The organism is Stenotrophomonas sp. Sm10, from assembly GCF_030985515.1.
GTDB classification, from domain to species: domain Bacteria; phylum Pseudomonadota; class Gammaproteobacteria; order Xanthomonadales; family Xanthomonadaceae; genus Stenotrophomonas; species Stenotrophomonas hibiscicola.
In genome coordinates this window covers 17469-41855 of record NZ_JAPTFO010000037.1, presented here as the reverse complement: position 1 = coordinate 41855, position 24387 = coordinate 17469, and the positions used below count along the sequence as shown (strand labels likewise).

General features: G+C 67.5%; 19 protein-coding genes. 13 read left to right on the top strand and 6 right to left on the bottom strand.

Annotation, left to right across the window (positions count from 1 at the left end; translation table 11 throughout):
- Positions 1-243 precede the first annotated feature (243 nt).
- Positions 244-1962, bottom strand: coding sequence for a gamma-glutamyltransferase (gene ggt / locus O0J15_RS12105; protein WP_308305711.1), 1719 nt, complete (start codon positions 1960-1962; stop codon positions 244-246).
- 659 nt (positions 1963-2621) lie between these two features.
- Between ggt and ilvC the strand changes: the two genes are divergently transcribed.
- The 9 genes from ilvC (at position 2622) to leuB (ending at position 12276) form a co-directional block, all read left to right on the top strand.
- Complete coding sequence (gene ilvC, locus O0J15_RS12100) at positions 2622-3596, top strand: ketol-acid reductoisomerase (protein ID WP_164145202.1); 975 nt, start codon at positions 2622-2624, stop codon at positions 3594-3596.
- Positions 3597-3635: 39 nt separating this feature from the next.
- Positions 3636-5372, top strand: a complete 1737-nt coding sequence (gene ilvG, locus O0J15_RS12095; RefSeq protein WP_021202139.1) for an acetolactate synthase 2 catalytic subunit — start codon at positions 3636-3638, stop codon at positions 5370-5372.
- Entirely contained in the window at positions 5356-5607 is a 252-nt protein-coding gene (locus O0J15_RS12090; protein ID WP_005410947.1) for an ACT domain-containing protein, read from the top strand. The genes ilvG and O0J15_RS12090 overlap by 17 nt, the downstream gene beginning before the upstream one ends.
- A 96-nt stretch (positions 5608-5703) precedes the next feature.
- Positions 5704-6795: a threonine dehydratase gene (locus O0J15_RS12085; RefSeq protein ID WP_021202140.1), complete on the top strand. Its 1092-nt coding sequence runs from the start codon at positions 5704-5706 to the stop codon at positions 6793-6795.
- Entirely contained in the window at positions 6792-8378 is a 1587-nt protein-coding gene (locus O0J15_RS12080; RefSeq protein WP_155030084.1) for a 2-isopropylmalate synthase, read from the top strand. The genes O0J15_RS12085 and O0J15_RS12080 overlap by 4 nt, the downstream gene beginning before the upstream one ends.
- Before the next feature lie 10 nt (positions 8379-8388).
- Positions 8389-9168, top strand: coding sequence for a class I SAM-dependent methyltransferase (locus tag O0J15_RS12075; protein ID WP_164145201.1), 780 nt, complete (start codon positions 8389-8391; stop codon positions 9166-9168).
- A 60-nt stretch (positions 9169-9228) separates the two neighbouring features.
- The gene (leuC, locus tag O0J15_RS12070) at positions 9229-10647 is read left to right on the top strand and encodes a 3-isopropylmalate dehydratase large subunit (protein WP_308305710.1); all 1419 of its coding nucleotides are present in this window, start codon (positions 9229-9231) and stop codon (positions 10645-10647) included.
- A complete protein-coding gene (gene leuD, locus O0J15_RS12065; RefSeq protein WP_021202144.1) occupies positions 10647-11225 on the top strand; it encodes a 3-isopropylmalate dehydratase small subunit in 579 nt (192 codons plus the stop codon). The genes leuC and leuD overlap by 1 nt, the downstream gene beginning before the upstream one ends.
- Positions 11215-12276 carry a 3-isopropylmalate dehydrogenase gene (gene leuB / locus O0J15_RS12060; RefSeq protein WP_021202145.1) on the top strand — a complete coding sequence of 354 codons (1062 nt, stop codon included), beginning with the start codon at positions 11215-11217 and terminating at the stop codon, positions 12274-12276. Before leuD ends, leuB begins: the two co-directional genes overlap by 11 nt.
- Before the next feature lie 107 nt (positions 12277-12383).
- Here the strand turns inward: leuB and O0J15_RS12055 are convergent, their stop codons facing one another.
- The gene (locus tag O0J15_RS12055; RefSeq protein ID WP_134731355.1) at positions 12384-13157 is read right to left on the bottom strand and encodes an SDR family oxidoreductase; all 774 of its coding nucleotides are present in this window, start codon (positions 13155-13157) and stop codon (positions 12384-12386) included.
- Between the two features lie 117 nt (positions 13158-13274).
- Between O0J15_RS12055 and O0J15_RS12050 the strand changes: the two genes are divergently transcribed.
- Entirely contained in the window at positions 13275-14180 is a 906-nt protein-coding gene (locus O0J15_RS12050) for a LysR family transcriptional regulator (protein WP_134731357.1), read from the top strand.
- Positions 14181-14307: 127 nt separating this feature from the next.
- Here O0J15_RS12050 and O0J15_RS12045 read toward each other — a convergent pair whose 3' ends face one another.
- Both O0J15_RS12045 and O0J15_RS12040 read right to left on the bottom strand, forming a co-directional pair.
- Positions 14308-17469 (bottom strand): efflux RND transporter permease subunit, encoded by a 3162-nt coding sequence (locus O0J15_RS12045; protein ID WP_019662049.1) that lies wholly within the window; start codon positions 17467-17469, stop codon positions 14308-14310.
- Positions 17470-17473: 4 nt separating this feature from the next.
- Positions 17474-18604 carry an efflux RND transporter periplasmic adaptor subunit gene (locus O0J15_RS12040; RefSeq protein WP_019662050.1) on the bottom strand — a complete coding sequence of 377 codons (1131 nt, stop codon included), beginning with the start codon at positions 18602-18604 and terminating at the stop codon, positions 17474-17476.
- A 117-nt stretch (positions 18605-18721) separates the two neighbouring features.
- Here O0J15_RS12040 and O0J15_RS12035 point away from each other — a divergent pair, with 117 nt between their 5' ends.
- From O0J15_RS12035 to O0J15_RS12025, 3 genes are all read left to right on the top strand, one after another.
- A complete protein-coding gene (locus tag O0J15_RS12035; RefSeq protein WP_019662051.1) occupies positions 18722-19402 on the top strand; it encodes a TetR/AcrR family transcriptional regulator in 681 nt (226 codons plus the stop codon).
- A gap of 135 nt (positions 19403-19537) precedes the next feature.
- Positions 19538-20185 (top strand): protein-L-isoaspartate O-methyltransferase, encoded by a 648-nt coding sequence (locus O0J15_RS12030; RefSeq protein ID WP_019662052.1) that lies wholly within the window; start codon positions 19538-19540, stop codon positions 20183-20185.
- Positions 20186-20201: 16 nt separating this feature from the next.
- Positions 20202-21560 carry a TolC family outer membrane protein gene (locus O0J15_RS12025; protein WP_005419128.1) on the top strand — a complete coding sequence of 453 codons (1359 nt, stop codon included), beginning with the start codon at positions 20202-20204 and terminating at the stop codon, positions 21558-21560.
- Positions 21561-21626: 66 nt separating this feature from the next.
- On the opposite strand, the gene O0J15_RS12020 is transcribed toward O0J15_RS12025, so the two are convergent.
- Both O0J15_RS12020 and waaA read right to left on the bottom strand, forming a co-directional pair.
- On the bottom strand, positions 21627-22853 hold the full coding sequence (locus O0J15_RS12020; RefSeq protein WP_058983544.1) for a hypothetical protein: 1227 nt from the start codon (positions 22851-22853) through the stop codon (positions 21627-21629).
- Between the two features lie 225 nt (positions 22854-23078).
- Positions 23079-24377: a lipid IV(A) 3-deoxy-D-manno-octulosonic acid transferase gene (gene waaA / locus O0J15_RS12015; protein ID WP_308305709.1), complete on the bottom strand. Its 1299-nt coding sequence runs from the start codon at positions 24375-24377 to the stop codon at positions 23079-23081.
- Positions 24378-24387: the final 10 nt, after the last annotated feature.

Below are 24387 nucleotides of genomic sequence, written 5' to 3'. Positions count from 1 at the left end.
GGGGGGGGGGGGTTGGCTGGGGGCGTGAGCCGCATGGGCCCGAGGCATGCCTCGGGCGGGTTGGGCCGGATGCCCAACCCCGGTCTTGCCGTGTGCGCAGGACAGTGCACACGAGCAAGCGGCGACCGAGCTTACATGGTCGTACTTGCAGCGGCCCCCAGACAATCCACCCGCCCGGCCAAACCAAGCATCACTGAAACCCTTACCACCGCAGAGGGGGCTCAGCCCGGTCGCCGGAAAACCTCAATATCCCGCCGCCTGCCCATCCTTGCGGCTCTCCGAAGCACCGTAGTAAACACCGGTCTCGGGATCACGCATGATCGCCTGGTACCCGCCATACGGGCCATCGGCGAACACGATGCGATGCCCCTTGCGCATCAACGCGCGCACCGTCTCGTACGGGAAGCCGGTTTCCAGATTCACTTCACCACCATCGGTCATCGCCGTGGCCTGACCCGTCGGTTCAGTCGAGCCTTCGTGCTGGATGCGCGGCGCATCACCGGCTTCCTGCAGATTCATGCCGAAGTCCACCAGGTTCATCACGATCTGCGCGTGGCCCTGCGGCTGCATCGCGCCGCCCATCACGCCGAAGCTGGCATACGGCTTGCCGCCCTTGGTGATGAACGCCGGAATGATGGTCTGGAAGGGGCGCTTGCCCGGCGCGTAGCCGTTGGGATGGTTCTTCTGCAGCACGAACATCTCGCCGCGGTCCTGCAGGATGAAACCCAGACCGGGCGGTGCCATGCCGCTGCCCATGCCACGGTAGTTGGACTGGATCAGCGAGACCATCATGCCGTCGGCGTCGGCCACGGTCATGTAGATCGTGTCGCCCTCCTCCAGCTGCTTCGGCGTGCCCGGCTGCACTTCCTTCAACGCCTTGTCCATCGAGATCAGCGCGCGGCGCTGCGCGGCGTATTCCTTGGAAATCAGCTTCTGCACCGGTGCCGGCTGGAACGCCATGTCGGCGTAGAAGCGTGCACGGTCGGCGAAGGCCAGCTTCTTCGCTTCAACGAACAGGTGCACATGCTCCGGTGAACCAAACGGGATCTTCGAGAAGTCGTAGCCTTCCAGCACGTTGAGGATCTGCAGCGCGGCTATGCCCTGGCTGTTCGGCGGCAGTTCCCACACGTCGTAGCCACGGTAGTTGCTGCTGACCGGTTCGACCCATTCGCCATGATGGTCAGCCATGTCCTGATAGCTCAGGTAGCCACCGTTGGCCTTGAAATAGTCGCCGATGGTGCGGGCGATGTCACCCTTGTAGAAGGCGTCGCGTCCGCCATCGGCGATCTTCTGCAGCGTGCTGGCCAGATTCGGGTTCTTCCACATCTCGCCCTTGCGCGGGGCGTGGCCGTTGATCGTGAACTGCTCCTTGAAGCCCGGGTACTGCGACAGCTTGGGCACCGAGCGGTCCCAGTAGTAGGCGATCACCTCGGCCACCGGGTGACCCTCGCGCGCGTAGCGGATGGCCGGCGCCAGGTTGTCGGCCATCGGCTTGCGACCGAAGCGTTCGTGCAGTGCGAACCAGCCGTCGACCGCGCCAGGTACTGACACCGGCAGCGGGCCGGTGGCCGGGATGTCCTTCAGGCCACGGCGCTGGAACTCTGCCAGGGTGAGCGATTTCGGCGAGCGCCCCGAGCCGTTGTAGCCATAGAGCTTCTGCGTCTTCGGGTCCCAGACGATGGCGAACAGGTCGCCGCCGATGCCGTTGCCGGTGGGCTCCATCAGGCCCAGCGCTGCGTTGGCCGCGATGGCGGCATCCACCGCCGAGCCACCGCCCTTCATCACGTCCAGCGCGATCTGGGTGGCCAGCGGCTGCGAGGTGGCGGCCATCGCATGGGGGGCGATCACCTCCGAACGGGTGGCGAAGGTGTGGCCGGTAATGCGGTCGGCGGCAAAGGACAGCGCGGGCACGGCAGCCAGCACGGCGGCGGCGATCAGGGAACGGGCAAGGCGTCGGGACACGGTCGGGTTCCGATGGACGGGTGGTTCCCCGATCTTCGCCGCTGCGGCCTTCACGCGGTATCGGACAGACGTCATGGACGTTGATCCTGGGGTGGAAGAATCCAACGGATTCCGCGCAAAAACCGCCCAGAAAGGAGTGAATTCGGGTTCACCGAAACACTTTCAGCAGCAACCATCCTTGTGCCGCAAGCGATTGCGCTGGATTCACTGGAAACCGATAAAAAAACCGTCGCGAGGGTTGACACCGCCAAAACGGCTGTGTTTCTCTCGATCACATGTTGCATCACAACACGCCACTGCGAACCCACATCGAAGCCGCCGACACCGGCGCCGCCTCGCTGCGTTCGATTCTTGTGCTCGTACTTATTACCCAGCCACCAGGTGCGGGACGAGCCAGCGTGTAAGCAACAAACACACCGGAACTCATCAAAACCCGCACCCGCCCCGGTGCGGGTTTTTTCATTTCAGGACCTGGTTTCAGACGCAACCACCATGACCAACGCTCAGTGCAAAGCCCGGCCCCAGACCACCACCACGCCTCGTGGTGGCTGTGCCTGTGCGATGCGCAGCGCCTCCTCCACCGCTTTCCCCTGACCGGCCGGTACGTCACCTCGACGACCGGCCGTTCTTTTTTCTTCCCACCGCAAGGAACCTCCCCCATGAGCACCAACGACCTGCCCCAGACCAAGATCGCCGTCATCGGCTACGGCAGCCAGGGCCGCGCCCACGCACTGAACCTGCGCGAATCCGGCTTCGACGTGGTGGTAGGCCTGCGTCCGGGCGGCCCGACCGAGGTGAAGGCGCAGGCCGATGGCTTCGCCGTCAAGGCGCCTGCCGATGCAGTGAAGGACGCCGACCTGGTTGCCGTGCTGACCCCGGACATGGTGCAGAAGAAGCTGTACGACGACGTGCTGGCACCGAACATGAAGCAGGGTGCGGTGCTGTTGTTCGCGCACGGCCTGAACGTTCATTTCGACATGATCAAGCCGCGCGACGACCTCGACGTGGTGCTGGTCGCACCGAAGGGCCCGGGCGCGCTGGTCCGTCGTGAATATGAAATCGGCCGCGGCGTGCCGTGCATCTGGGCGGTCTACCAGGACAAAAGCGGCAAGGCCGCCGAGTACGCACTCGCCTATGCAGCCGGCCTGGGTGGCGCCCGCGCCAACCTGATCCAGACCACCTTCAAGGAAGAGACCGAAACTGATCTGTTCGGCGAGCAGGCGGTGCTGTGCGGTGGCGCTTCGGCGCTGGTGCAGGCGGGCTTCGAGACCCTGGTGGAAGCCGGTTACCAGCCGGAAATCGCCTATTACGAAGTGCTGCACGAACTGAAGCTGATCGTGGACCTGTTCTACGAAGGGGGCATCTCGCGCATGCTGGAGTTCATCTCCGAGACCGCGCAGTACGGCGACTACGTCAGCGGCCCGCGTGTGATCGATGCCGGCACCAAGGAACGCATGAAGGAAGTACTGAAGGACATCCAGGACGGCACCTTCACCAAGAACTGGGTGGCCGAGTACGAAGCGGGCCTGCCGAACTACAACAGGTTCAAGCAGGCCGACCTGGAGCACCCGATCGAGAAGGTGGGCAAGGAACTGCGCGCCAAGATGGTCTGGTTGCAAGGACAGGCCGCGTAAACGCGCGGCCCTCCCCCACCCGCTTTGCAAGGTTCCCCCATGAACTCTTCGACACATCGCAGCGCGCCGCCCAACGGCGCGCGCTGGCTGACCCAGGCGCTGGAGGCCGAAGGCGTCGGCACGCTGTTCGGCTATCCAGGTGGCACCATCATGCCGTTCTACGACGCGCTGGTGGATTCGTCGCTGAAGCACATCCTGGTACGCCATGAGCAGGGCGCGGCGCTGGCCGCCAACGGCTTCGCCCGCGCCAGCAACCAGGTCGGCGTCTGCGTGGCCACATCCGGCCCGGGCGCCTCGAACCTGGTCACCGGCATTGCCGATGCGATGCTCGATTCGGTACCGATGGTCTGCATCACCGGCCAGGTCGGCACGCCGCTGCTGGGCACCGACGCCTTCCAGGAACTGGATGTGTTCGGCCTGACGATGCCGATCGTCAAGCACAGCTGGCTGGTGCGCAGCGTCGATGACCTGCCGCGCGTGGTGGCCGATGCGTTCCGCATTGCCCGTGAGGGTCGCCCCGGCCCGGTGCTGATCGACCTGCCCAAGGATGTGCAGTTGGCCGATGCCAGCCATCTGCCGGCGCATGTGCCCAGCAGCGTCGAACCGCCGCCGGCGCCGGCCGAGGCCGCCATCGCCGAGGCCATCGCCGCGCTGGCCGCAGCCGAGAAGCCGGTGGTCTACGCCGGTGGCGGCATCGCGCTGGGCGATGCCGTGCAGGACCTGCGCGACTTCGTCGAGGCCAGTGCCATCCCCACCGTGATGACCCTGCGCGGCCTGGGTGCCCTGCCGGCCAGCCATCCGCAGTCGCTGGGCATGCTGGGCATGCACGGCACTCGCGCGGCCAACATGGCGGTGCAGGAAAGCGACCTGCTGCTGGTGCTGGGGGCGCGTTTCGACGACCGTGCCACCGGCAAGCTGGCCGAGTTCGCCCCGTTCGCCCGTGTGGTCCACATCGATGCGGACGCCTACGAGATCTCCAAGCTGCGCAGCGCCGATGTCGCCGTGCCTGGCAACGTCGGTCACGCCATCCGCGCCCTGCGTGCGGCCTTCCCCTCCCCCAAGGCCCACCAGGAGGCGTGGCGCAAGCGCTGCGCGCAGCATCGCGATCGCTTCGCCGCACGCTACGACGCACCGGGCCAGCACATCTACGCACCGGCGTTGCTGAAGCGCCTGAGCGAGCTGGCCCCGGCCGATGCGGTGATCGCCTGCGATGTCGGCCAGCACCAGATGTGGGTGGCCCAGCACTGCCGCTTCAACCACCCGCGCAACCACCTGACCAGCGGCGCGCTGGGCACCATGGGCTTCGGCCTGCCGGCGGCGATGGGTGCGCAGTTTGCCTGCCCCGACCGCACCGTGGTGCTGGTGTCCGGCGATGGCAGCTTCATGATGAACGTGCAGGAGCTGGCGACCATCGCCCGCTGCCGCCTGCCGGTGAAGATCGTGCTGCTGGACAACAGTTCGCTGGGCATGGTGCGGCAGTGGCAGGAGCTGTTTTTCGCCGAGCGTTACAGCGAGATCGACCTGTCCGACAACCCGGACTTCGTGGCACTGGCGCAGGTGTTCGGCATCGCCGCCACCCGCATCGACAACCGCGACGACGTGGAAGGCGGCCTGGCCGCGCTGCTGGCCGAGCCGGGCCCGGCCCTGCTGCACGTGGCCATCGATGCACGCGCCAACGTGTGGCCGCTGGTGCCGCCGAACACCGCCAACAGCACGATGCTGGAAAGCAACCCCGCCCATGCCCGCCAGGAGACCCCCAATGCAATACCGGCTTGACCTGGTGCTGCACCCGGCCGAAGGCGCGCTGCTGCGCGTGATCGGCATGGCCGAACGTCGCGGCTTCGCGCCGCGTGCGATCAGCGGCGCGCCGGTAGCTGCCGACGATGGCCGCTGGCACCTGCAGCTGGTCGTGGATGGCCAGCGCCCGGCGGAAACGCTGTGCCGGCAGATCGAGAAGATCTACGACTGCGTGTCCGTACAGGTCACCGCCGTGGAAGGAGTATCGCCATGAACACCCGTACCGTAGCGACCACGGTGCCGGTACGGAGGCGTCTTCTTCGCCGCCCGTGCCCGCATGCGGCGGTCTTCCGCACCGCGCTGGTGGCCCATGCCGGCCGCTGATGCCAGCCAGGAAAGCGATGTCGGCGACGTAAGCGTTGCCGACGTTCTGGCAGCGCAGGCCCGCCTGCGCCGCTTCCTGCCGCCCACCCCGCTGCACCATGCAGAGCGCTTCGGTACCTGGCTGAAGCTGGAGAACCTGCAGCGCACCGGTTCCTACAAGGTGCGCGGCGCGTTGAACGCGCTGCTGGCCGGTCGCGAGCGCGGCGACACCCGCCCGGTGATCTGCGCTTCGGCCGGCAACCACGCCCAGGGCGTTGCGTGGGCGGCCTATCGCTTGGACGTGCCGGCGATCACGGTGATGCCGCATGGCGCGCCGGCGACCAAGATCGCCGGCGTCGCCCATTGGGGCGCCACCGTGCGCCAGCACGGCAACAGCTACGACGAGGCCTACGCCTTCGCGGTCGAACTGGCGCGGCGCCACGGCTACCGCTTCCTGTCCGCGTTCGATGATGCCGACGTGATCGCCGGCCAGGGCACGGTCGGCATCGAACTGGCCGCGCATGCCCCTGACGTGGTGATCGTGCCGATCGGCGGCGGTGGACTGGCCTCCGGCGTAGCCCTGGCGCTGAAATCACAGGGCGTGCGCGTGGTTGGTGCACAGGTAGAAGGCGTTGATTCGATGGCGCGCGCGATCCGTGGCGATGTCCGAGAGATCGCCCCCGTCGCCTCGCTGGCCGATGGCGTGCGAGTGAAGATCCCCGGCTTCCTGACCCGCCGCCTGTGCACCTCGCTGCTGGACGACGTGGTGATCGTGCGCGAAGCCGAGCTGCGCGAAACCCTGGTGCGGCTGGCGCTGGAAGAACACATCATCGCCGAGGGCGCCGGCGCGCTGGCGCTGGCTGCCGGCCGCCGCGTCGCCGGCCGCCGCAAGTGCGCGGTGGTGTCCGGCGGCAACATCGATGCCGGTGTGCTGGCCGGCCTGCTCACCGACATCCGGCCGCGCCCGCCGCGCAAACCGCGGCGACGGCGCAGCGAAACACCCCGCTCGCCCGCCAGGGCCAGCGCGCCGTCCTCCCCCACCTCTTCCCCTTCCCACCTGCAAGCCGCAACGCCCGCTGTCGAGGAGATTTCCCTGTGACCACCATCGAACGAATTACCACCCCGCGCATCCGCATCTTCGACACCACCCTGCGTGACGGCGAGCAGTCCCCCGGCTGCAGCATGAGCCCGCCGCAGAAGCTGGTGATGGCGCGTGCGCTGGACGAACTGGGTGTGGACATCATCGAAACCGGCTTCCCGGCCAGCTCGCAGTCCGACCGCGAGGCGATGGCACTGATCGGCCGCGAACTGCGCCGACCGAGCCTGAGCCTGGCGGTGCTGTCGCGCTGCCTGCAGGCCGATATCGAGACCTCGGCACGTGCACTGGAAGCCGCGGCCAACCCGCGCCTGCACGTGTTCCTGTCGACCAGCCCGCTGCACCGCGAACACAAGCTGCGGATGACCCGCGAGCAGGTACTGGAATCGGTACGCAAGCATGTATCGCTGGCACGCTCGTACATCGACGATGTCGAATTCTCGGCCGAGGATGCCACCCGCACCGAGCTGGACTACCTGATCGAAGTCTCGCGCGTGGCCATTGCCGCCGGCGCCACTACCATCAACCTGCCCGACACCGTCGGCTTCACCACGCCGGAAGAAATCCGCGCGATGTTCCAGCAGGTCATCGCCGGCGTGGCCGACGTGCCGAACGCCGCCAATGTGATCTTCAGCGCGCACTGCCACAACGACCTGGGCCTGGCCGTGGCCAACTCGCTGGCCGCCATCGAAGGTGGCGCGCGCCAGGTCGAGTGCACCATCAACGGCATCGGCGAGCGCGCCGGCAACTGCTCGCTGGAAGAGATCGCGATGGTGCTGAAGGTGCGCCAGGCCTTCTACGAGCAGGACAGTTCGATCAACACCCCGCGCATCGTCGGCACCTCGCAGCTGCTGCAGCGCCTGGTCGGCATGCCGGTACAGCGCAACAAGGCCATCGTCGGTGCCAATGCCTTTGCCCACGAATCGGGCATCCACCAGCACGGCATGCTGCGCCATCGCGGCACCTACGAAATCATGCGTCCGGAAGACGTGGGCTGGGAGGATTCGCAGATGGTGCTGGGCCGCCACAGCGGTCGCGCCGCCGTCGAAGCGCGCCTGCGTGCGCTGGGCTTCTGGCTGGACGAAGACGAACTGAAACTGGTGTTCGAGCAGTTCAAGGGCCTGTGCGAACAGCAGCGCGTGGTCACCGATGCCGACCTGCAGACGTTGATGCAGGGCGGCTCCAACGCGCAGGGCTACCGCCTGGCCTCGATGACCATCAGCGATGTCGGCAGCCGCGCCAACGCGCTGGTCGAACTGTCCGACCCGGACGGCAACCGCGTGGCCGAGACCGCGCAGGGCGATGGCCCGGTCGATGCGCTGTTCGGCGCGCTGTCGGCCGCCACCGGCGTGCAGCTGATGCTGGACAGCTACCACGTGCACAGCGTCGGCATCGGCGCCGATGCGCGCGGTGAGGCCAACCTGAGCGTGCGCCACGAAGGCGTGGAGTACGACGGCACCGGCACCAGCAAGGACATCATCGAAGCCTCCGCACTGGCCTGGCTGGATGTGGCCAACCGCCTGCTGCGCCAGCGCCAGGCCACCGCCCACAACAGCACCGACGTTCCCACCCCTGCCACCGCCTGAGGAACCCGCCATGAGCGCCTTCGACACCTTCACCCCGGCCAGCGCCGCTGGCCAGCAGTGGAACGCCCAGGACTATGCGATCGACGCCGGCTTCGTCCCGCTGCTCGGCGGCGCGGTCTCGCGCCTGCTCGACCCGCGCGCCGGTGAACGCATCCTCGACCTGGGCTGTGGCGATGGTGTGCTCAGCACCGAACTGGCGCTGAGCGGTGCGCGCATCCACGGCGTGGATGCCTCGCCGGAACTGGTGATCGCCGCCCGCGCGCGCGGTGTCGATGCCCAGGTGATGGACGGCCACGCACTGTCGTTCGACAGCGAGTTCGATGCAGTGTTCAGCAACGCGGCACTGCATTGGATGGGCACTCCCGACCGCGTGCTGGAAGGCGTGCGCCGCGCCCTGCGCCCCGGCGGCCGCTTTGTCGCCGAATTCGGTGGCCATGGCAACGTGGCCACGATCATCGCGGCGGTACAGGCCGCGCGCGTGGCCCACGGCCATGGCGCCAGCACCTTCCAGTGGTATTTCCCGACGGCCGATACCTACGCCGACCGCCTGCGCCAGCATGGCTTCCAGGTGCAACTGATCGAGTGCACGCCGCGCCCAACGGCATTGCCGACCGGCGTGGCCGGCTGGCTGCGCGTGTTCGCCGCGCCGCTGCTGGACGACCTGCCAGCCGAGGCACGGGCTACGGTGCGCGAGGCCGCGAGCGCGCTGCTGGCCGAGCTGCCGCGCAACGCCGCCGGCCAGCCGCTGGCGGACTATGTGCGGCTGCGCGTGCTCGCCCGCCGTCGCTGACTTGACCGTTCCGCCTTCTTTACTGATGTTCGCTATTTCGTACTTCTGCCAGGCATACGCATGACTTCCGCTCCCCGCACCCTGTACGACAAACTGTGGGACGCCCACGTGGTGGTTCCCGAATCCGACAGCGCGCCCGCCGTGCTGTACATCGACCTGCACCTGATCCACGAGGTGACCTCGCCGCAGGCGTTCACCGAGCTGCGCGAGCGCGGCCTGTCGCCGCGCCGCCCGGACCGCACCAAGGCGACGATGGACCACTCCACGCCGACCCTGCCGGCCGCCGTGGACGGCACGCTACCCTATGCCAGCGCCGCCTCCGAGGCACAGGTCGCCACGCTGGCACGCAACTGCGCCGAGCACGGCATCGAGCTGTTCGACATGGCCTCGGACAATCGCGGCATCGTCCACGTGATCGCGCCGGAACAGGGCTTCACCCAGCCGGGCATGACCATCGTCTGCGGCGACAGCCACACATCCACCCACGGGGCCTTCGGTTCGCTGGCGTTCGGCATCGGCACCAGCGAAGTCGGCCATGTGCTGGCCACGCAGTGCCTGCTTCAGCGCAAGGCGAAGACCTTTGCGATCACCGTCGATGGCCCGCTGGCGCCCGGCGTCGGCGCCAAGGACGTGGTGCTGCACATCATCGGCGTGATCGGCGTCAACGGCGGCACCGGCCACGTCATCGAGTTCCGTGGCAGCACCATCGAAGCGATGGACATGGAACAGCGCATGACCCTGTGCAACATGTCGATCGAGGCCGGTGCACGCGCCGGCATGGTCGCGCCCGACCAGGTCACCTTCGACTTCGTCGCCAACACCCCGCGCGGCCCAAAGGGCGCCGATTTCGAGGCTGCGGTGGCGCGCTGGCAGCAGCTGCGCAGTGATGACGGCGCGCGCTTCGACAGCGAAGTACGCATCGACGCCACCGACATCCGCCCGACCCTGACCTGGGGCACGCATCCGGGCACCGCCATCGCGGTGGATGCGCCGATTCCCGCCGCCAACGATGCCGCTGCACAGAAAGGCCTGGACTACATGCACTTCCAGGCCGGCAAGGCACTGGCCGGCACGCCGGTGGACGTGGTGTTCGTCGGTTCGTGCACCAACGGCCGCCTGAGTGACATGCGCGAGGTCGCGCAGGTGCTGCGCGGCCGCCGTGTCGCTGAGCGGGTGCGCATGCTGGTGGTGCCAGGTTCGGAGATCGTCAAGCGCGAGGCCGAGGCCGAGGGCATCCACGAGATCGTGCGCGCTGCCGGGGCCGAGTGGCGCGAGCCGGGCTGTTCGATGTGCATCGCCATGAACGGCGATCTGGTCGCGCCCGGCCAGCTGGCCGTGAGCACCAGCAACCGCAATTTCGAGGGCCGCCAAGGCCCCGGTTCGCGCACCCTGCTGGCTTCGCCGATGAGCGCGGCGTGGGCCGCGGTCAACGGGCACGTGGCCGATACCCGCGAACTGTTCGCACAGGAGGTGGCGTGATGGCCGGTTTCCGTACCCTGACCTCGGCCAGCGTGGTGCTGCGCCAGACCAACATCGACACCGACCAGATCATCCCGGCACGGTTCCTGTCCACCACCGAGCGTGCCGGCCTGGGCCGCAACGCGTTCAATGACTGGCGCTGGCAGGCTGATGGTTCGCCGGTGGCCGACTTCGCCTTCAACCAGCCGCACAACGCCGGCCGCAGCATCCTGCTGGCGGGCCGCAACTTCGGCTGCGGTTCTTCGCGCGAACATGCGCCGTGGGCGCTGACCGACCTGGGCCTGCGTGCCATCGTCAGCAGCGAGATCGCCGATATCTTCCGCGGCAACGCGCTGAAGAACGGCCTGCTGCCGATCGTGCTGGACGAGGCCGACGTCCAGGCGCTGATGCAGCGCCCGGACGATGCGCTGACCATCGACGTGGCTGCGCGCGAACTGCGCACGCCCGATGGCCGCGTCTATTCCTTCCCGCTGGATGGCTTCTCGCAGACCTGCCTGCTGGAAGGCGTCGACCAGTTGGGGTATCTGTTGGGCCGTGTCCCTGAAATCGAACGTTACGAGAGTGAGCATGCACGCTGAAATTGTTGTCCTGCCCGGTGATGGCATCGGCCCGGAAGTGGCCGCCGCGGCAGTGGCCGTCCTGAAGGCCGTCGCCGAGCGCTTCAACCACACCTTCACCTTCAGCGAGCACGACATCGGTGGCGTTGCCATCGACCGCCACGGTGAACCGCTGCCGGCGTCGACCCTGGAAGCCTGCCAGGCCGCCAACGCGGTGCTGCTGGGCGCGGTCGGCGGCCCGAAGTGGTCCGACCCGAACGCCAAGGTGCGTCCGGAACAGGGCCTGCTGGCAATCCGCAAGGCACTGGGCCTGTATGCCAACCTGCGCCCGGTGCGTACCCACGAAGCCGCGCTGCACGCCTCGCCGATCAAGGCCGAGCTGCTGCAGGGCGTGGACTTCGTGGTGGTACGCGAACTGACCGGTGGCATCTACTTCGGCGACAAGACCCGCGACGCCGACAGCGCCAGCGACCTGTGCCGCTACACGGTGGCCGAGATCGAACGCGTGCTGCGCAGTGCCTTCCGCCTGGCCCAGCAGCGGCGTGGCAAGGTCACCTCGGTGGACAAGGCCAACGTGCTGGAGACCTCGCGCCTGTGGCGTGACGTGGCCGCTCGCATCGGCCGCGAGGAGTTCCCGGAGGTGGCGCTGGAGCACCAGCTGGTCGATTCGATGGCCATGCACCTGCTGGCCAAGCCGCGCGAGTACGACGTGATCGTCACCGAGAACATGTTCGGCGACATCCTCACCGACGAAGCCTCGATGCTGGCCGGCTCGCTCGGCCTACTGCCGTCGGCCTCGCTGGGTGAGCCGGGTGCGGTCGGCATCTACGAACCGATCCACGGTTCGGCCCCGGACATCGCCGGCAAGGGCATCGCCAATCCGTACGCGACGATCTTCAGCGCCGCGATGCTGCTGCGCCATTCGCTGGGGCTGGAAGCCGAGGCTGCGGCGGTGGAAGCTGCAGTGCACGCCGTGCTGGACGATGGCGTGTTCACCGCCGATCTGGCCGCCAAGGGCCAGGCGGTGAGTACCGCCGCTGCCACCGACGCCGTGCTCGCCAAGCTGCGCTGACCCATCGGGCAACACCTGTAGAGCCGAGCCATGCTCGGCTCATGCAACAGCAGTCGAGCATGGCTCGACTCTACAGGTAGCAGGCAGCCACGCCAGGCGTGGCTGCATTATTTGGTGGTGTACCCACCATTGACCAGGATGGTCTGCCCCGTCATCCACCAGCCATCGGTGACCAGGAAACGGATCCACGGCACGATATCGGCGATGTCGGTCAGCCCGGTGCGGGTGAACGCCGAGAGCGCGGCCGCGGTCTTGTGGTACGCCTGCGCATCGGCACTCTCGGCCGGGTAGAAGAACGGCGTGTCCATCGGGCCGGGCCCGATCGCAGTCACCGAGATGCCGCGCTCGCCGAACTCCTTCGACGCCGCGCGGGTGAAGTGCTCGACTGGCGCCTTGGTACCGGCGTAGCTGGAATAGAACGGCGTGTAGGCACCCAGCAATGAGGTGACCAGGGTGCAGATGCGACCACCGTCGTTGACGTGGCGGCCGGCTTCCTTGAGGAAGAAGAACGCCGCCTTGGCGTTGACCGCGCTCATCTCGTCGTACTCCGCTTCGCTGATGTCCAGCAGCGGTTTCTTCAATACCTTGCCGACCGTATTGATGGCGATGTCGGGACGGCCGACTGCGGCCACGGCATCGGCGAACAAGCGCTCCATCGCTGCCGCCGAGGTCAGGTCGCCCTGCAGGGCCACCGCCTTGCTGCCGGCGGCCTGCACTGCGGCTGCAGTCGCTTCTGCATCGGCCTGGGTAGCGGCACTGTTGTAGTGGATGACGATGGCTTTGGCGCCCTGTGCGGCGAAGTCGCGGGCGATCAGGCCGCCCAGGTTCTTGGCGCCACCGGCGATCAGCACGGTCTTGCCCTTGAGGGAATGCTCGGTCATGGCTTCGGTCTCGGGAGGGGGCTACCCGGGGTGGCAACCCTGCCCTGACGACGATATCGTGCAGAAAAAGCGGATAAAGCCCGCCACATTGACTTAACTTTCCAGAGCCAGCGAACAATGGACCGGATCGATCGCTTCCGCATCTTCACCCGGGTCGTGGAGTGCGCCAGCTTCACCCGCGCCGCCGACCAGCTCGGCCTGCCCCGCTCGACCGTTTCGGCGGCGGTGGCCGAGCTCGAACAGCGGCTTGGCACCCGCCTGCTGCAGCGCTCGACCCGCCGGGTGTCCACCACCCATGATGGCGACGTGTTCCATGCCCGCTGCCTGCGCCTGATCGCCGAGGTCGAGGACGCCGAATCGCTGTTCCGTCAAGACGATGCGCAACCGGTCGGTCTGCTGAAGATCGACGTGCCCAGCCGCATCGGCCGCCGCATCATCGCACCAGCGCTGCCCGAGTTCTTCGCGCAGTATCCGCAGGTGGAAGTGGACCTGGGCATGACCGACCGCGCGGTAAACCTGATCGAGGATGGTTGCGATGCGGTGCTGCGGGTCGGTCAACTGGGCGATTCCAGCCTGGTGGCGCGCACGCTGGGCCAGCTCGACTTCGTCAACGTCGCCGCGCCCGCTTACCTGCGCGAACACGGCGTGCCGCAGCATCCTGCCGACCTGCCGCAGCACCGCGCGGTGAACTACGCGTCGCCGACCACGGCACGGGTGGAATCGTGGGAGTGGCAGGACGGCGGCCAACTGCGCACGCTGCCGATGCCCGGCTGGGTGCGTGTGAACAGCGCCGAGGCATCGATTGCATGCTGTGTGGCGGGGTTGGGGTTGCTGCAGATTCCGCGCTACGACGTGCAGGCCGAACTGCAATCCGGCGCGTTGGTGGAGGTGATGCCACAGCACGTGGCGCAGCCCTTGCCGGTGACGCTGTTGCAACCGCATCGGCAACACCGCGCGCAGCGTGTTCAGGTGTTCATCGAATGGCTGCTGCCGGTCTTGAGGGCCGGCCTGCAACTGCAGTAGATCCACGCCATGCGTGGATGGGGCATCCGTGCCAACCAAGGTTGGCACCCACCTGGGAACGGACCAACCTGCATGGGTGGGGCCAGACCCTTTTCCCGGAGGAAAAGGGATCCGACCCCGGTCGGCGTTACGCCCCGGATTCGTCCGGCTTCACCCGGAACCACGCCGCATACAGCGCCGGCAGGAACACCAGCGTCAGCACCGTACCGACGATCAGGCCGCCCATGATCGAGATCGCCATCGAGCCGTAGAACGCGCTGCGCGACAGCGGAATCATCGCCAGCACCGCCGCCAGCGCGGTCAGCACGATCGGGCGGAAGCGGCGCACCGTGGCATCGATGATCGAATGCCAGCGGTCATGCCCGGCATCGATGTCCTGCTGGATCTGGTCGATCAGGATCACCGAGTTGCGCATGATCATGCCGGCCAGTGCGATCGTGCCCAGCAGCGCGACGAAGCCGAACGGCGCCCGGAACAGCAGCAGGAACAGGGTCGCGCCGATGATGCCCAGCGGCGCGGTCACCAGCACCATCGCTGCACGCGAGAAGCTGCGCAGCTGCAGCATCAGCAGCGTGGCCACCACCACCAGGAACAGCGGCATGCCGGCCTTGATCGAGTTCTGGCCACGCGCCGAATCCTCCACGGTACCGCCGGTTTCCAGCAGGTAACCACTGGGCAGCTCGGCACGGATGCCATCCAGTGTGGGCAGGATCTGATGAACCACGTCCAGCGCCTGCATGCCATCACTGATGTCGGCGCGCACGGTCACCGTCGGCAACCGGTTGCGGTGCCAGATGATGCCGTCCTCGAAGCCGTACTCCATCGTCGCCACCTGCGACAGCGTGATGCTGCCACCGTTGGCGGTGGGCATCGACAGGCTGGACAGCAGCTCCAGCTGGTTGCGCTCATCGGCCGGCCCGCGCAGCAGCATCTCGATCTGGCGATTGCCTTCGCGATACACGCTCACCGACTGCCCGGCCAACGAACTGGACAGGAACTGGCTGACCTGGGCGCTGCTAACGCCCAGCGCACGGGCGCGCTCCTGGTCGACCACCAGGCGCACCACCTTGCTCGGCTCGCTCCAGTCCAGGTTGACGTTCATCACGTGCGGGTTCTCCCGCACCTTGGCCTCGACCTGGCGCGCGATCGCCTGCACCTTCTCGATGTGCTCGCCGGAGATGCGCATCTGCACCGGATAGCCGACCGGCGGTCCGTTCTCCAGGCGGGTCACGCGCATCTGCACGTCCGGGAACTTCGGGATCACCTCGTGCAGCAGCCAGTCGCGGGTGCTCTCGCGCGCCTTGATGTCCTTGGCCAACACCACGAACTGGGCGAAGTTGGTCGCCGGCAGCTGCTGGTCCAGCGGCAGATAGAAGCGCGGCGAACCGGTGCCCACATAGGACACGTAGTTGGCAATGCCCTCGCGGCGGGACAGCAGCTTTTCCAGCTTCTCGGCCTGGGCCTGGGTCGAGCGCAGCGAGGCGCCCTCGGCCAGCTCGATGTCCACCATCAGCTCCGGCCGGGTCGAGTCCGGGAAGAACTGCTGGGGCACGAAGCGGAACATCATCAGCGAGAACACGAACAGGGCGATGGTCGCGGCGATCACCCACCAGCGATGGCGCAGGCAGGTATCGAGGAAGCGGCGGAAGCTGCGATAGAACGGGCGCTGGTACGGATCATGGTCGTGCCCATGCTGCGGCGGCGCAATCAGGTTGGCCAGCGCCGGGTAGCGGTCGGCCCACTGCTGGCGCTTGGCATGCCAGCGCGCGGACAGGCTGCCCGGCTTGGGCGGCTGCGGATTGAACAGGTCCGGCAGCATCTTGTCACCCAGGTAGGGAATGAACAGTACGGCCGCGATCCACGACACCACCAGCGCGATGGTCACCACCTGGAACAGCGAACGCGTATATTCACCGGTGCTCGATGCCGCCGTGGCGATCGGCAGGAAGCCGGCTGCGGTGATCAACGTACCGGTCAGCATCGGGAACGCAGTCGATTCCCAAGCGAAACTGGCCGCGCGCAGGCGGTCGTAGCCCTGCTCCATCTTGGTGGCCATCATCTCCACCGCGATGATCGCATCGTCCACCAGCAGGCCCAGCGCCAGCACCAGCGCGCCCAGCGAGATCTTGTGCAGGCCGATGTCGAAGTAGTGCATGACGAAGAAGGTCATCGCCAGCACCAGCGGAATGGTGACGCCCACCACCAGGCCGGTGCGCAGGCCCAGCGAGAAGAAGCTGACCAGCAGCACGATCACCACCGCCTCGGTCAGCACCTGCACGAACTCGCCGACCGACTCTTCCACCGATTGCGGCTGGTCGGACACCTTGCGCAGCTGCATGCCGGCCGGCAGGGTCTTCTGCAGCCGTTGGAACTCGGCATCAAGGTTGGCACCGAGCTTGAGGATGTCACCGCCATCCTTCATCGCCACCGCCAGGCCGATCGCCTCTTCGCCCATGAAGCGCATCTTCGGCGACGCCGGATCGGCGAAGCCGCGCTTGACCTCGGCGATGTCACCCAGGTGCACGGTGCGGTCGCCAGCACGGATCGGGAACTGGCGGATTGCTTCGATGTCGTTGAACTGGCCGGTCACGCGCAGCTGCACGCGATCGGTGGCGGTCTCGAAGAAGCTGGTGCCGGTGACCGCATTCTGGTCGGCCAGCGCCTGCTGTACCTGCTGCATCGACACACCCAGCGTGGCCAGGCGGGTGTTGGACAGCTCGATCCAGACCTTCTCGTCCTGCAGGCCGACCAGGTCGATCTTGCCGACATCGGGCACGCGCTGCAGTTCCAGCTGGATGCGGTCGGCGTAGTCGCGCATCACCGCGTAGTCGAAGCCCTTGCCGGTCAAGGCGTAGATGTTGCCGTAGGTGTCGCCGAACTCATCGTTGAAGAACGGGCCGACGATCTCGCGCGGCAGCGTCGCACGGATGTCGCCCACGCGCTTGCGCACCTGGTACCACAGGTCCGGGATCTGCCTGGAACGCAGGCTATCGCGGGCCATGAAGATGACCTGCGATTCGCCGGGGCGCGAATAGGAGCGGATGAACTCGTACTCGCCGGTGTTCATCAGCGCCTTCTCGATCGGCTCGGTCACCTGGCGCGAGACCTGCTCGGCGGTGGCGCCCGGCCACAGCGTGCGCACCACCATCGCCTTGAAGGTGAATGGTGGATCCTCGGACTGGCCCAGGTGCTTGTACGACCACGCGCCGATCAGCGCGAAGGCCAGCATCGCGAACAGCACCAGCGGGCGATTGGACAACGCCCACTCGGAAAGATTGAAGCGGCGCACCGGCTTACTCCCTGGCCTTGGCGGCAGCGGCCGGCGTGGCCGGCTTCAGCACCGGGCGGTTCTGCCGGTCCACGGCGATCACCGGCTGGCCCGCTCGCAGCAGGTGGCCACCGGCGGCAACCACCCAGTCACCCGCGTTCACGCCGGACAGCACCGGCACGGTCTCGCTGCCAAACGCACCGGTGGTGACCGAGGCGGCCTTCAGCGTGCTGTTGGCCGGATCGACCACCCACACGCTGGCGGCACCGTTGGCACCGCGCTGCAGCGCGCCCAGCGGCAGCTGCAGGGTACCGTGGCGACCGGCGCTGCTGTAGACGCGCGCGCTCTGGCCCAGTTCGACATCGGCCAGCGCATCGGCGGCCAGGCTGACGCGGGTGGCATAGGTGCGTGCCTGCGGATCGGCGGCGGCGGCGATCTCGCGGATCGTACCGGGCAGGCGCTGGCCCGGGCGGTTCCACAGTTCCACCTCGACCGGCTGGCCGACCGCGTAGTCGCGGATGGTGGCTTCAGGCAGGTCGATCAGCACTTCGCGGCCGCCATCGGCGGCCAGGTTGAAGATGGTCTGGCCGGCGGACACCACCTGCCCGGCTTCGGCCTCGCGGCTGGCGATCACGCCATCGGCCGGCGCGCGCAGCTGCGCGTAGTCAGCCTGGTTGCGCAGCACATCGAGGTTGGCGCGGGCCGCATTGGCCTGGCCCTGCGCGGCCTTGAACGCCGCGGACTGCTGGTCCAGCTGCGAGCGGCTGACCAGTTGCTGGTCGGCCAGCACCTGGTAGCGCTTGAGGTCATCGCGGGCACGCACCAGGTCGGCCTCGGCCGCAGCCAGCTGCGCCTGTGAGGCACGGGCCTGCAGCGCGAAGTCAGCCACGTCCAGTTCGGCCAGCACGTCGCCCTTCTTCACCCGCTGGCCGGCATCGACGTGGCGCTTGACCAGGTTGCCGCCGACGCGGAACGACAGCGGGCTTTCCTGGCGGGCACGCACCGTGCCCGGGAATGCCGCCGGCGCCTGTCCGGCCTGTTCGCCGGGGTGAACCACCAGTACCGGCACGGCCGCCTGCGGCGCCTGTTCCTGTCCCGAACAGGCTGCCAGCGCAGCCACCCACACCATACCGCCCATCCAGCGCACGATCTTCATCGGTCAACGTCCTGAAAACACAGGGTTGCAACAAGGGGGAGCCGCGACTGCCGGCCCAATTTAATAAACCGGCCGGTATAGTATAAATATCGAACCGCTTGGTCTAGTATTGTTGCGATGAGTTCTTCCACTTCCCGCAAGCCGTCGGCCAAGCCTGCTGCCAAGGCCGCCGGACCCGGGCGCCCCAAGGATCTGGGCAAGCGCGCGGCGATCCTTGAAGCAGCCAAGGTACTGTTCATCGAACAGGGGTATACCGGCGTGAGCATGGACACCATCGCCGCCCAGGCCGGCGTCTCGAAGCTGACTGTGTACAGCCACTTCGGCGACAAGGAGACCCTGTTCTCCGAGGCCGTGCAGTCAAAGTGCATTGAAATGCTGCCCGATGCCCTGTTCGTGGCCGACACGGACGGCCCGCTGCGCGACCAGCTGATCGGCATCGGTCTGGCCTTCTTCGAACTGATCACCTCCGACGCGGCGATCTCGATCCAGCGCATGATGATGGCGCCGGAGACCGACGAACGCCTGCGCGAGCTGTTCTGGAAGGCAGGACCGGAACGTACCTGCGAGGCCCTGGCTGACTTCCTGCGGGCACGCGCCGAGCGCGGCGAGCTGGAAATCACCGACTATTCGCTGGCTGGCGAGCAGTTCCTGACCCTGGTCAAGGGCGAAGTGCACATGCACATGATGTGCGGCATGCCACTGTCACCGGTGGAATGCGACCCTCTTGCCCACGTGACCGCCAGCATCGACTTCTTCCTGCGCGCCTACGCGCCGCGAGGGGCCGGAACAGCTGAATAACCAAAACTGAACGAACCGGAGGTCGCGATGACTTCCGGCACTGCGACCCCGGCCCCCGGCAGCTGATGCTCTGGGCGCGCCGCCGGCCTCCGGCACCGGTAAAATGGCCGGCCCACTGCGCTGGATTTGAACCTCATGACGATTGATTACGCCCACGCCCGCGAACTGATGGTGGAACAGCAGATCCGTCCCTGGGACGTGCTGGACATCAAGGTGCTCGACGTCCTGGCCCGCCTGCCGCGCGAGGCTTTTGTCGCCGATGCACACCGGGCACTGGCCTACGCCGATGTCGAACTGCCGATCGGCCACGGCCAGAAGATGATGAAGCCGGTCATCGAGGGCCGTACCCTGCAGGCGCTGGACCTGCAGCCGGGTGACGAAGTGCTGGAAATCGGCACCGGCAGCGGCTTCCTGGCCGCCTGCATCGGCGCGCTGGCGCGCGATGTGCTGAGCCTGGAAATCGACCCGGAGCTGGCCGCCGCCGCGCGTGCCCGCCTGGACGCTTCCGGCCTGGGCAGCAACGTCCGCGTGGAAGTGGCCGATGCCCTGTCCTGGCAGACCGAACGCCGCTTTGACGTGATCTGTGTCACTGGTGCGGTCGACGTGGTGCCGTCACAGTTCGCCTCGTGGCTGCGTCCGGGTGGCCGCCTGTTCGTGATCCACGGCCGCTCGCCGGCGATGGAGGCCCTGCTGGTCAAGGCCGACGGCAGCTCCGAGTCCCTGTTCGAGACCGATATCGATTACCTGCGTGGTGCCGCCCCGGCCCCCCAGTTCCACCTCTGAGTCCAAGGAAGCCGCAATGATCCGCCGATCCCTCGCTGTTGCGCTGGCCACTGCCCTGCTGCCGTTGTCCGCCCATGCCGCCGACCTGCTGCAGGTCTACGAAATGGCCCGCAACGGCGATCCGCAGCTGTCGGCCGCCGAATCGACCCGGCTGTACGACAAGGAAGGCGCCGTGCAGGCGCGTGCCGCCCTGCTGCCGCAGATCAACGGCCAGGCCGCGCTGAACCGCACGCGCAGCGAGCCGAACGCCGACGCCAACTCCGGCTCGTTCACCAACAAGCGCCGCACCTACACGATCGACGGCAGCCAGACGCTGTTCAACTGGACCCAGATCAACAACCTGCGCTCGCAGCGTGAGCTGAGCAAGGCGGCGGACTTCACCCTCGAATCGGCCAACGACAACCTGATCGTGCGCACCTCGGCGGCCTACTTCAACGTGCTGGTGGCGATCGAATCGCTGAACGCCGCGCAGACCAACGAAGCGGCCGCGAAGAAGCAGTTCGACTTCGCCGACAAGCGCCTGGAAGTGGGCCTGGCGCCGATCACCGACGTGCACGAAGCACGCGCCCAGTACGACCAGGCGCGTGCCAACACCATCATTGCGCAGAACACCCTGGCCGATAACTACCAGGCCCTGACCGAACTGACCGGCCAGCCGGTGACCAACCTGCGTGGCCTGCCGGCGGACTTCCGCCCGGAAGTGCCGGCCAACCGCGGCAACATCGATGAGCTGGTGCAGCAGGCCACCACCCAGAATCCGGCGCTGAAGGCGCAGGAGCTGAAGGTCAGTGCGGCCGAAGCTGGCGTGCAGGCTGCCCGCGGTGGCCATTACCCGACCCTGTCGCTGGGCGGCAGCTGGGGCAAGAGCGCGACCTGGGGCGACAGCACCGGCGCCGGCTCGTTGTCGCCGGACGCACGCACCAACAGCATCGGCCTGACCCTGAGCGTGCCGATCTTCTCCGGTGGTGCCACCCAGTCGGGCGTGCGCCAGGCGCTGGCCCAGCGTGACATCGCCCAGGACGGCTACGAGCAGCAGAAGCGTGCCCTGGACCGCAATACCCGCAATGCCTACCAGACCCTGGTGCAGGGCATCAGCGAAGTGGAAGCCCGCCGCTTGGCGGTGGTCTCGGCGCAGAGCGCGTACGACGCTTCGCAGGTCGGCCTGGAGGTCGGCACCCGTACCGTGCTGGATGTGATCCAGAACCAGCGCATCCTGTTCTCGGCGCAGCTGGACTACGCCCAGGCCCGTTACACCTTCCTGCAGAACCGCCTGCTGCTGAGCCAGTCGCTGGGCGCACTGGACGTGGCCGAGCTGCAGGACGTGAACCGCCTGCTGACCCAGGACGCGGGCAATCCGGCAACGACGACGCACTGAGCCGTCGCCTGCCGGCAACGAAAAGCCACCCGCGAGGGTGGCTTTTTTGTGCGCGATGCACGGCCATCAGCCGGGCCAGGCCCGCAGCCACCCGATGGCGGCCAGCATGCACAGTCCGGCGGCCACAGGCGCCAGCAGCGCAAGGCCACGTGCCAACGGTGACTGCCCGCGCAGTACGGCCAGGCACAGGGCGGCCATCACCACCAGCACGACCGGGCCGGGCAGCACCGGCAGGATGCCCGCGGGCACGCCGAAAGCCAGCACCGCCGCTGACAGAATCAGCGCGACCGGCACCGCCCGCACATGCATGCCGATTGCTTCGTCATGCCGTGCCGGCCACAGCTGCATCGCCAAGCACAGGCCCACCCGCAGCAGCACCAGCAGCAGCGCGGCCAATCCGGCCGCGCCGGCCAGCGGCAGCAACGGCATCAGCCACTGCAGCTGCGGGTGCGGTTGCAGGGCTACCGCCAGCGGTCGCGTGCTGTCCAATGCAGGGAACTCGACCAGCCCGGCCTGCAATGCAGCGACCACGATCAGCAACAGCATGGCCAGCAGCAGCATGCCCGCCAGCAGCCGCGACTGGCGCGCCTTCACCTGCCCGCCCAAGCCGGGAAATCCAACCGCCAGGCCCACGCTGGCGAACGCACCCAGCAGCGGCACGCTCGCCGCCAATACACCACCAAGCCCAAAGCGATAGGGAGCCGTCGCCTCCGGCAGCCAGGGAATCCAGTGCGCGTAGTGCATGTAACGGGCTGCCAGTGCCACCAGCAGCAGGCCGGTCCCGATCTTCATCGTCAACAGCGCACACGCCACCAGAACCATTCGTCGCCACGGCAGCAACCCGACCACACCAATCAGAAGCACCGCCAGGCTGGCCATCAGCGGACCCGGCACCGCGTAGTCGGCCTCGACGCCACAATAGGCCAGCAGTGCACGCAGATGACGGGCCAGCGATTGCGCCACGCCACCCATGGTCGCCACCAGTTCCAACAACAGCGCGCCGCCGAGCACACCGGCGGATGCCCGGCCCCAGCACGCACGCAACACTCCCTGCAGGCCATCGACAGCCGGCAGCTGCTGGTTGAGGGCGTGCAGGCAATACAGCAGTGGCATCGTACCCAGTGCGGCCAGCAACAGGCTCAGCACGATGGCCGGCCCAGCCTCGGCCGCCGTGTGCTGGCCGATCAGCGCGACCACATTGCCCCCCAGCAGCAGCGTCAGCGCCACCACTGCAAGATGCTCCATGCCGGGCCGGGCATCACCGATGCCCTCCGGCCTGCTGCCCCCATCCATCGCAAGCTCCCTTGATATCCGTCCAAGCGCGGTCGACAGCAGGCTGGCAGCCTGCGCCGAAGGGCGATATCAGAATCCTTGCCGTGCACGCCGCGATGTGACCGCAGACACGCCCAGCGACGCGCACCCGGTTCTGTCGCGACAGAACTCCGCCCGCTAAGCAGAATTGATGCAGTCGATCACGTCAGTCGACGGACTGGGCGCAGGCCTGTGCGGCCGGTGGACTCAGCCGCGCGGCGGCGGCAGATGTGGCGCGACCAGGGCCAGCGTGCGCTGCAAAGCGCCACGGCCATTGCTGATCAACGTGCAGCCTGCCCGCGCCATGTCCTCGCGCGCCTGCGGGTCCTGGAGCAGGTGCTGCAGCAGGTCACCCACCGCTTGCACGTCATCGCCGATCAGCAAGGCACCGGCCTCACGCATGCGGCGGGAGATCTCGGCGAAGTTGTGCAGGTGGGGGCCGGTCACAGCCGCAGTACCCATTGCCGCCGGTTCCAGCAGGTTGTGGCCACCGATCGGCTGCAGGCTGCCGCCGACGAAGGCAACCTGCGCGCAGGCATAGAACGGCATCAGCTCGCCCAGGGTGTCGATGACGAATACATCCGTGCCGGCCTCGGGCCATTGCTTCGCACGACGGGTCGCCACGCTCCAGCCCTGCTCGCGCGCCAGCACCTCCACCTTCGGGAAGCGCTCGGGGTGCCGCGGCGCCCACAGCAACAACAGGTCGGGGTGCTGCTGGCGCAGGCGCCGATGCAGGTCGATCACCGCCTGCTCCTCGCCATCATGGGTACTGGCCGCGATCCACACCGGGCGCCCGGCGGGCACGCAGGCGTGGAACTGCTCGACGAAGCGCTGCACATCCGGCGTGGCGATATCGAACTTGAGGTTGCCCAGGGCCTGCACCTGTTCCCGCGCCGCCCCCAGCTGCACGAAGCGCGCGGCGTCGTCCTGCGACTGCGCGGCCACGCAGGTGACCGTGCGCAGCGCACGGCGGATCAGCGCCGCCAGCACCCGGTAACCGCGCAGCGAACGCGCAGACAGGCGGGCGTTGAGGATATAGACCGGAATATGGCGGTCGCGGCAGCCGAACAGCATGTTCGGCCACAGCTCGGTTTCCAGGATCAGCGCCAGGCTGGGCTGGAAGTGGCCGAGGAAGCGGTTGACGCTGCCCGGCACGTCGTACGGCAGATAGACGTGGTCCAGCGCGTCCCCCCACAGCGCACGCACGCGCTCCGAACCGGTCGGGGTGATGGTGGTGATGACCCAGCGGATGTCCGGACGCTGTTGGCGCAGGGCATTCACCAGCGGCGCGGCGGCATTGACCTCGCCCACCGAGACCGCATGCAGCCAGACCCGCGGCTGGCCGGTCGGCTGCGGATACGAGGCATAGCGCTCGTCCCAGCGCCGGAAGTATTCACGGACCCGGAAACCGCGCCAGACCAGGTGGTACACGGTGATCGGCAGCAGGATGTAGAGCACGGCCGAGTACAGGCCGCGCAGGATCCATTCGGCAGGGTCTTTGCGCATGCGGCAAGGA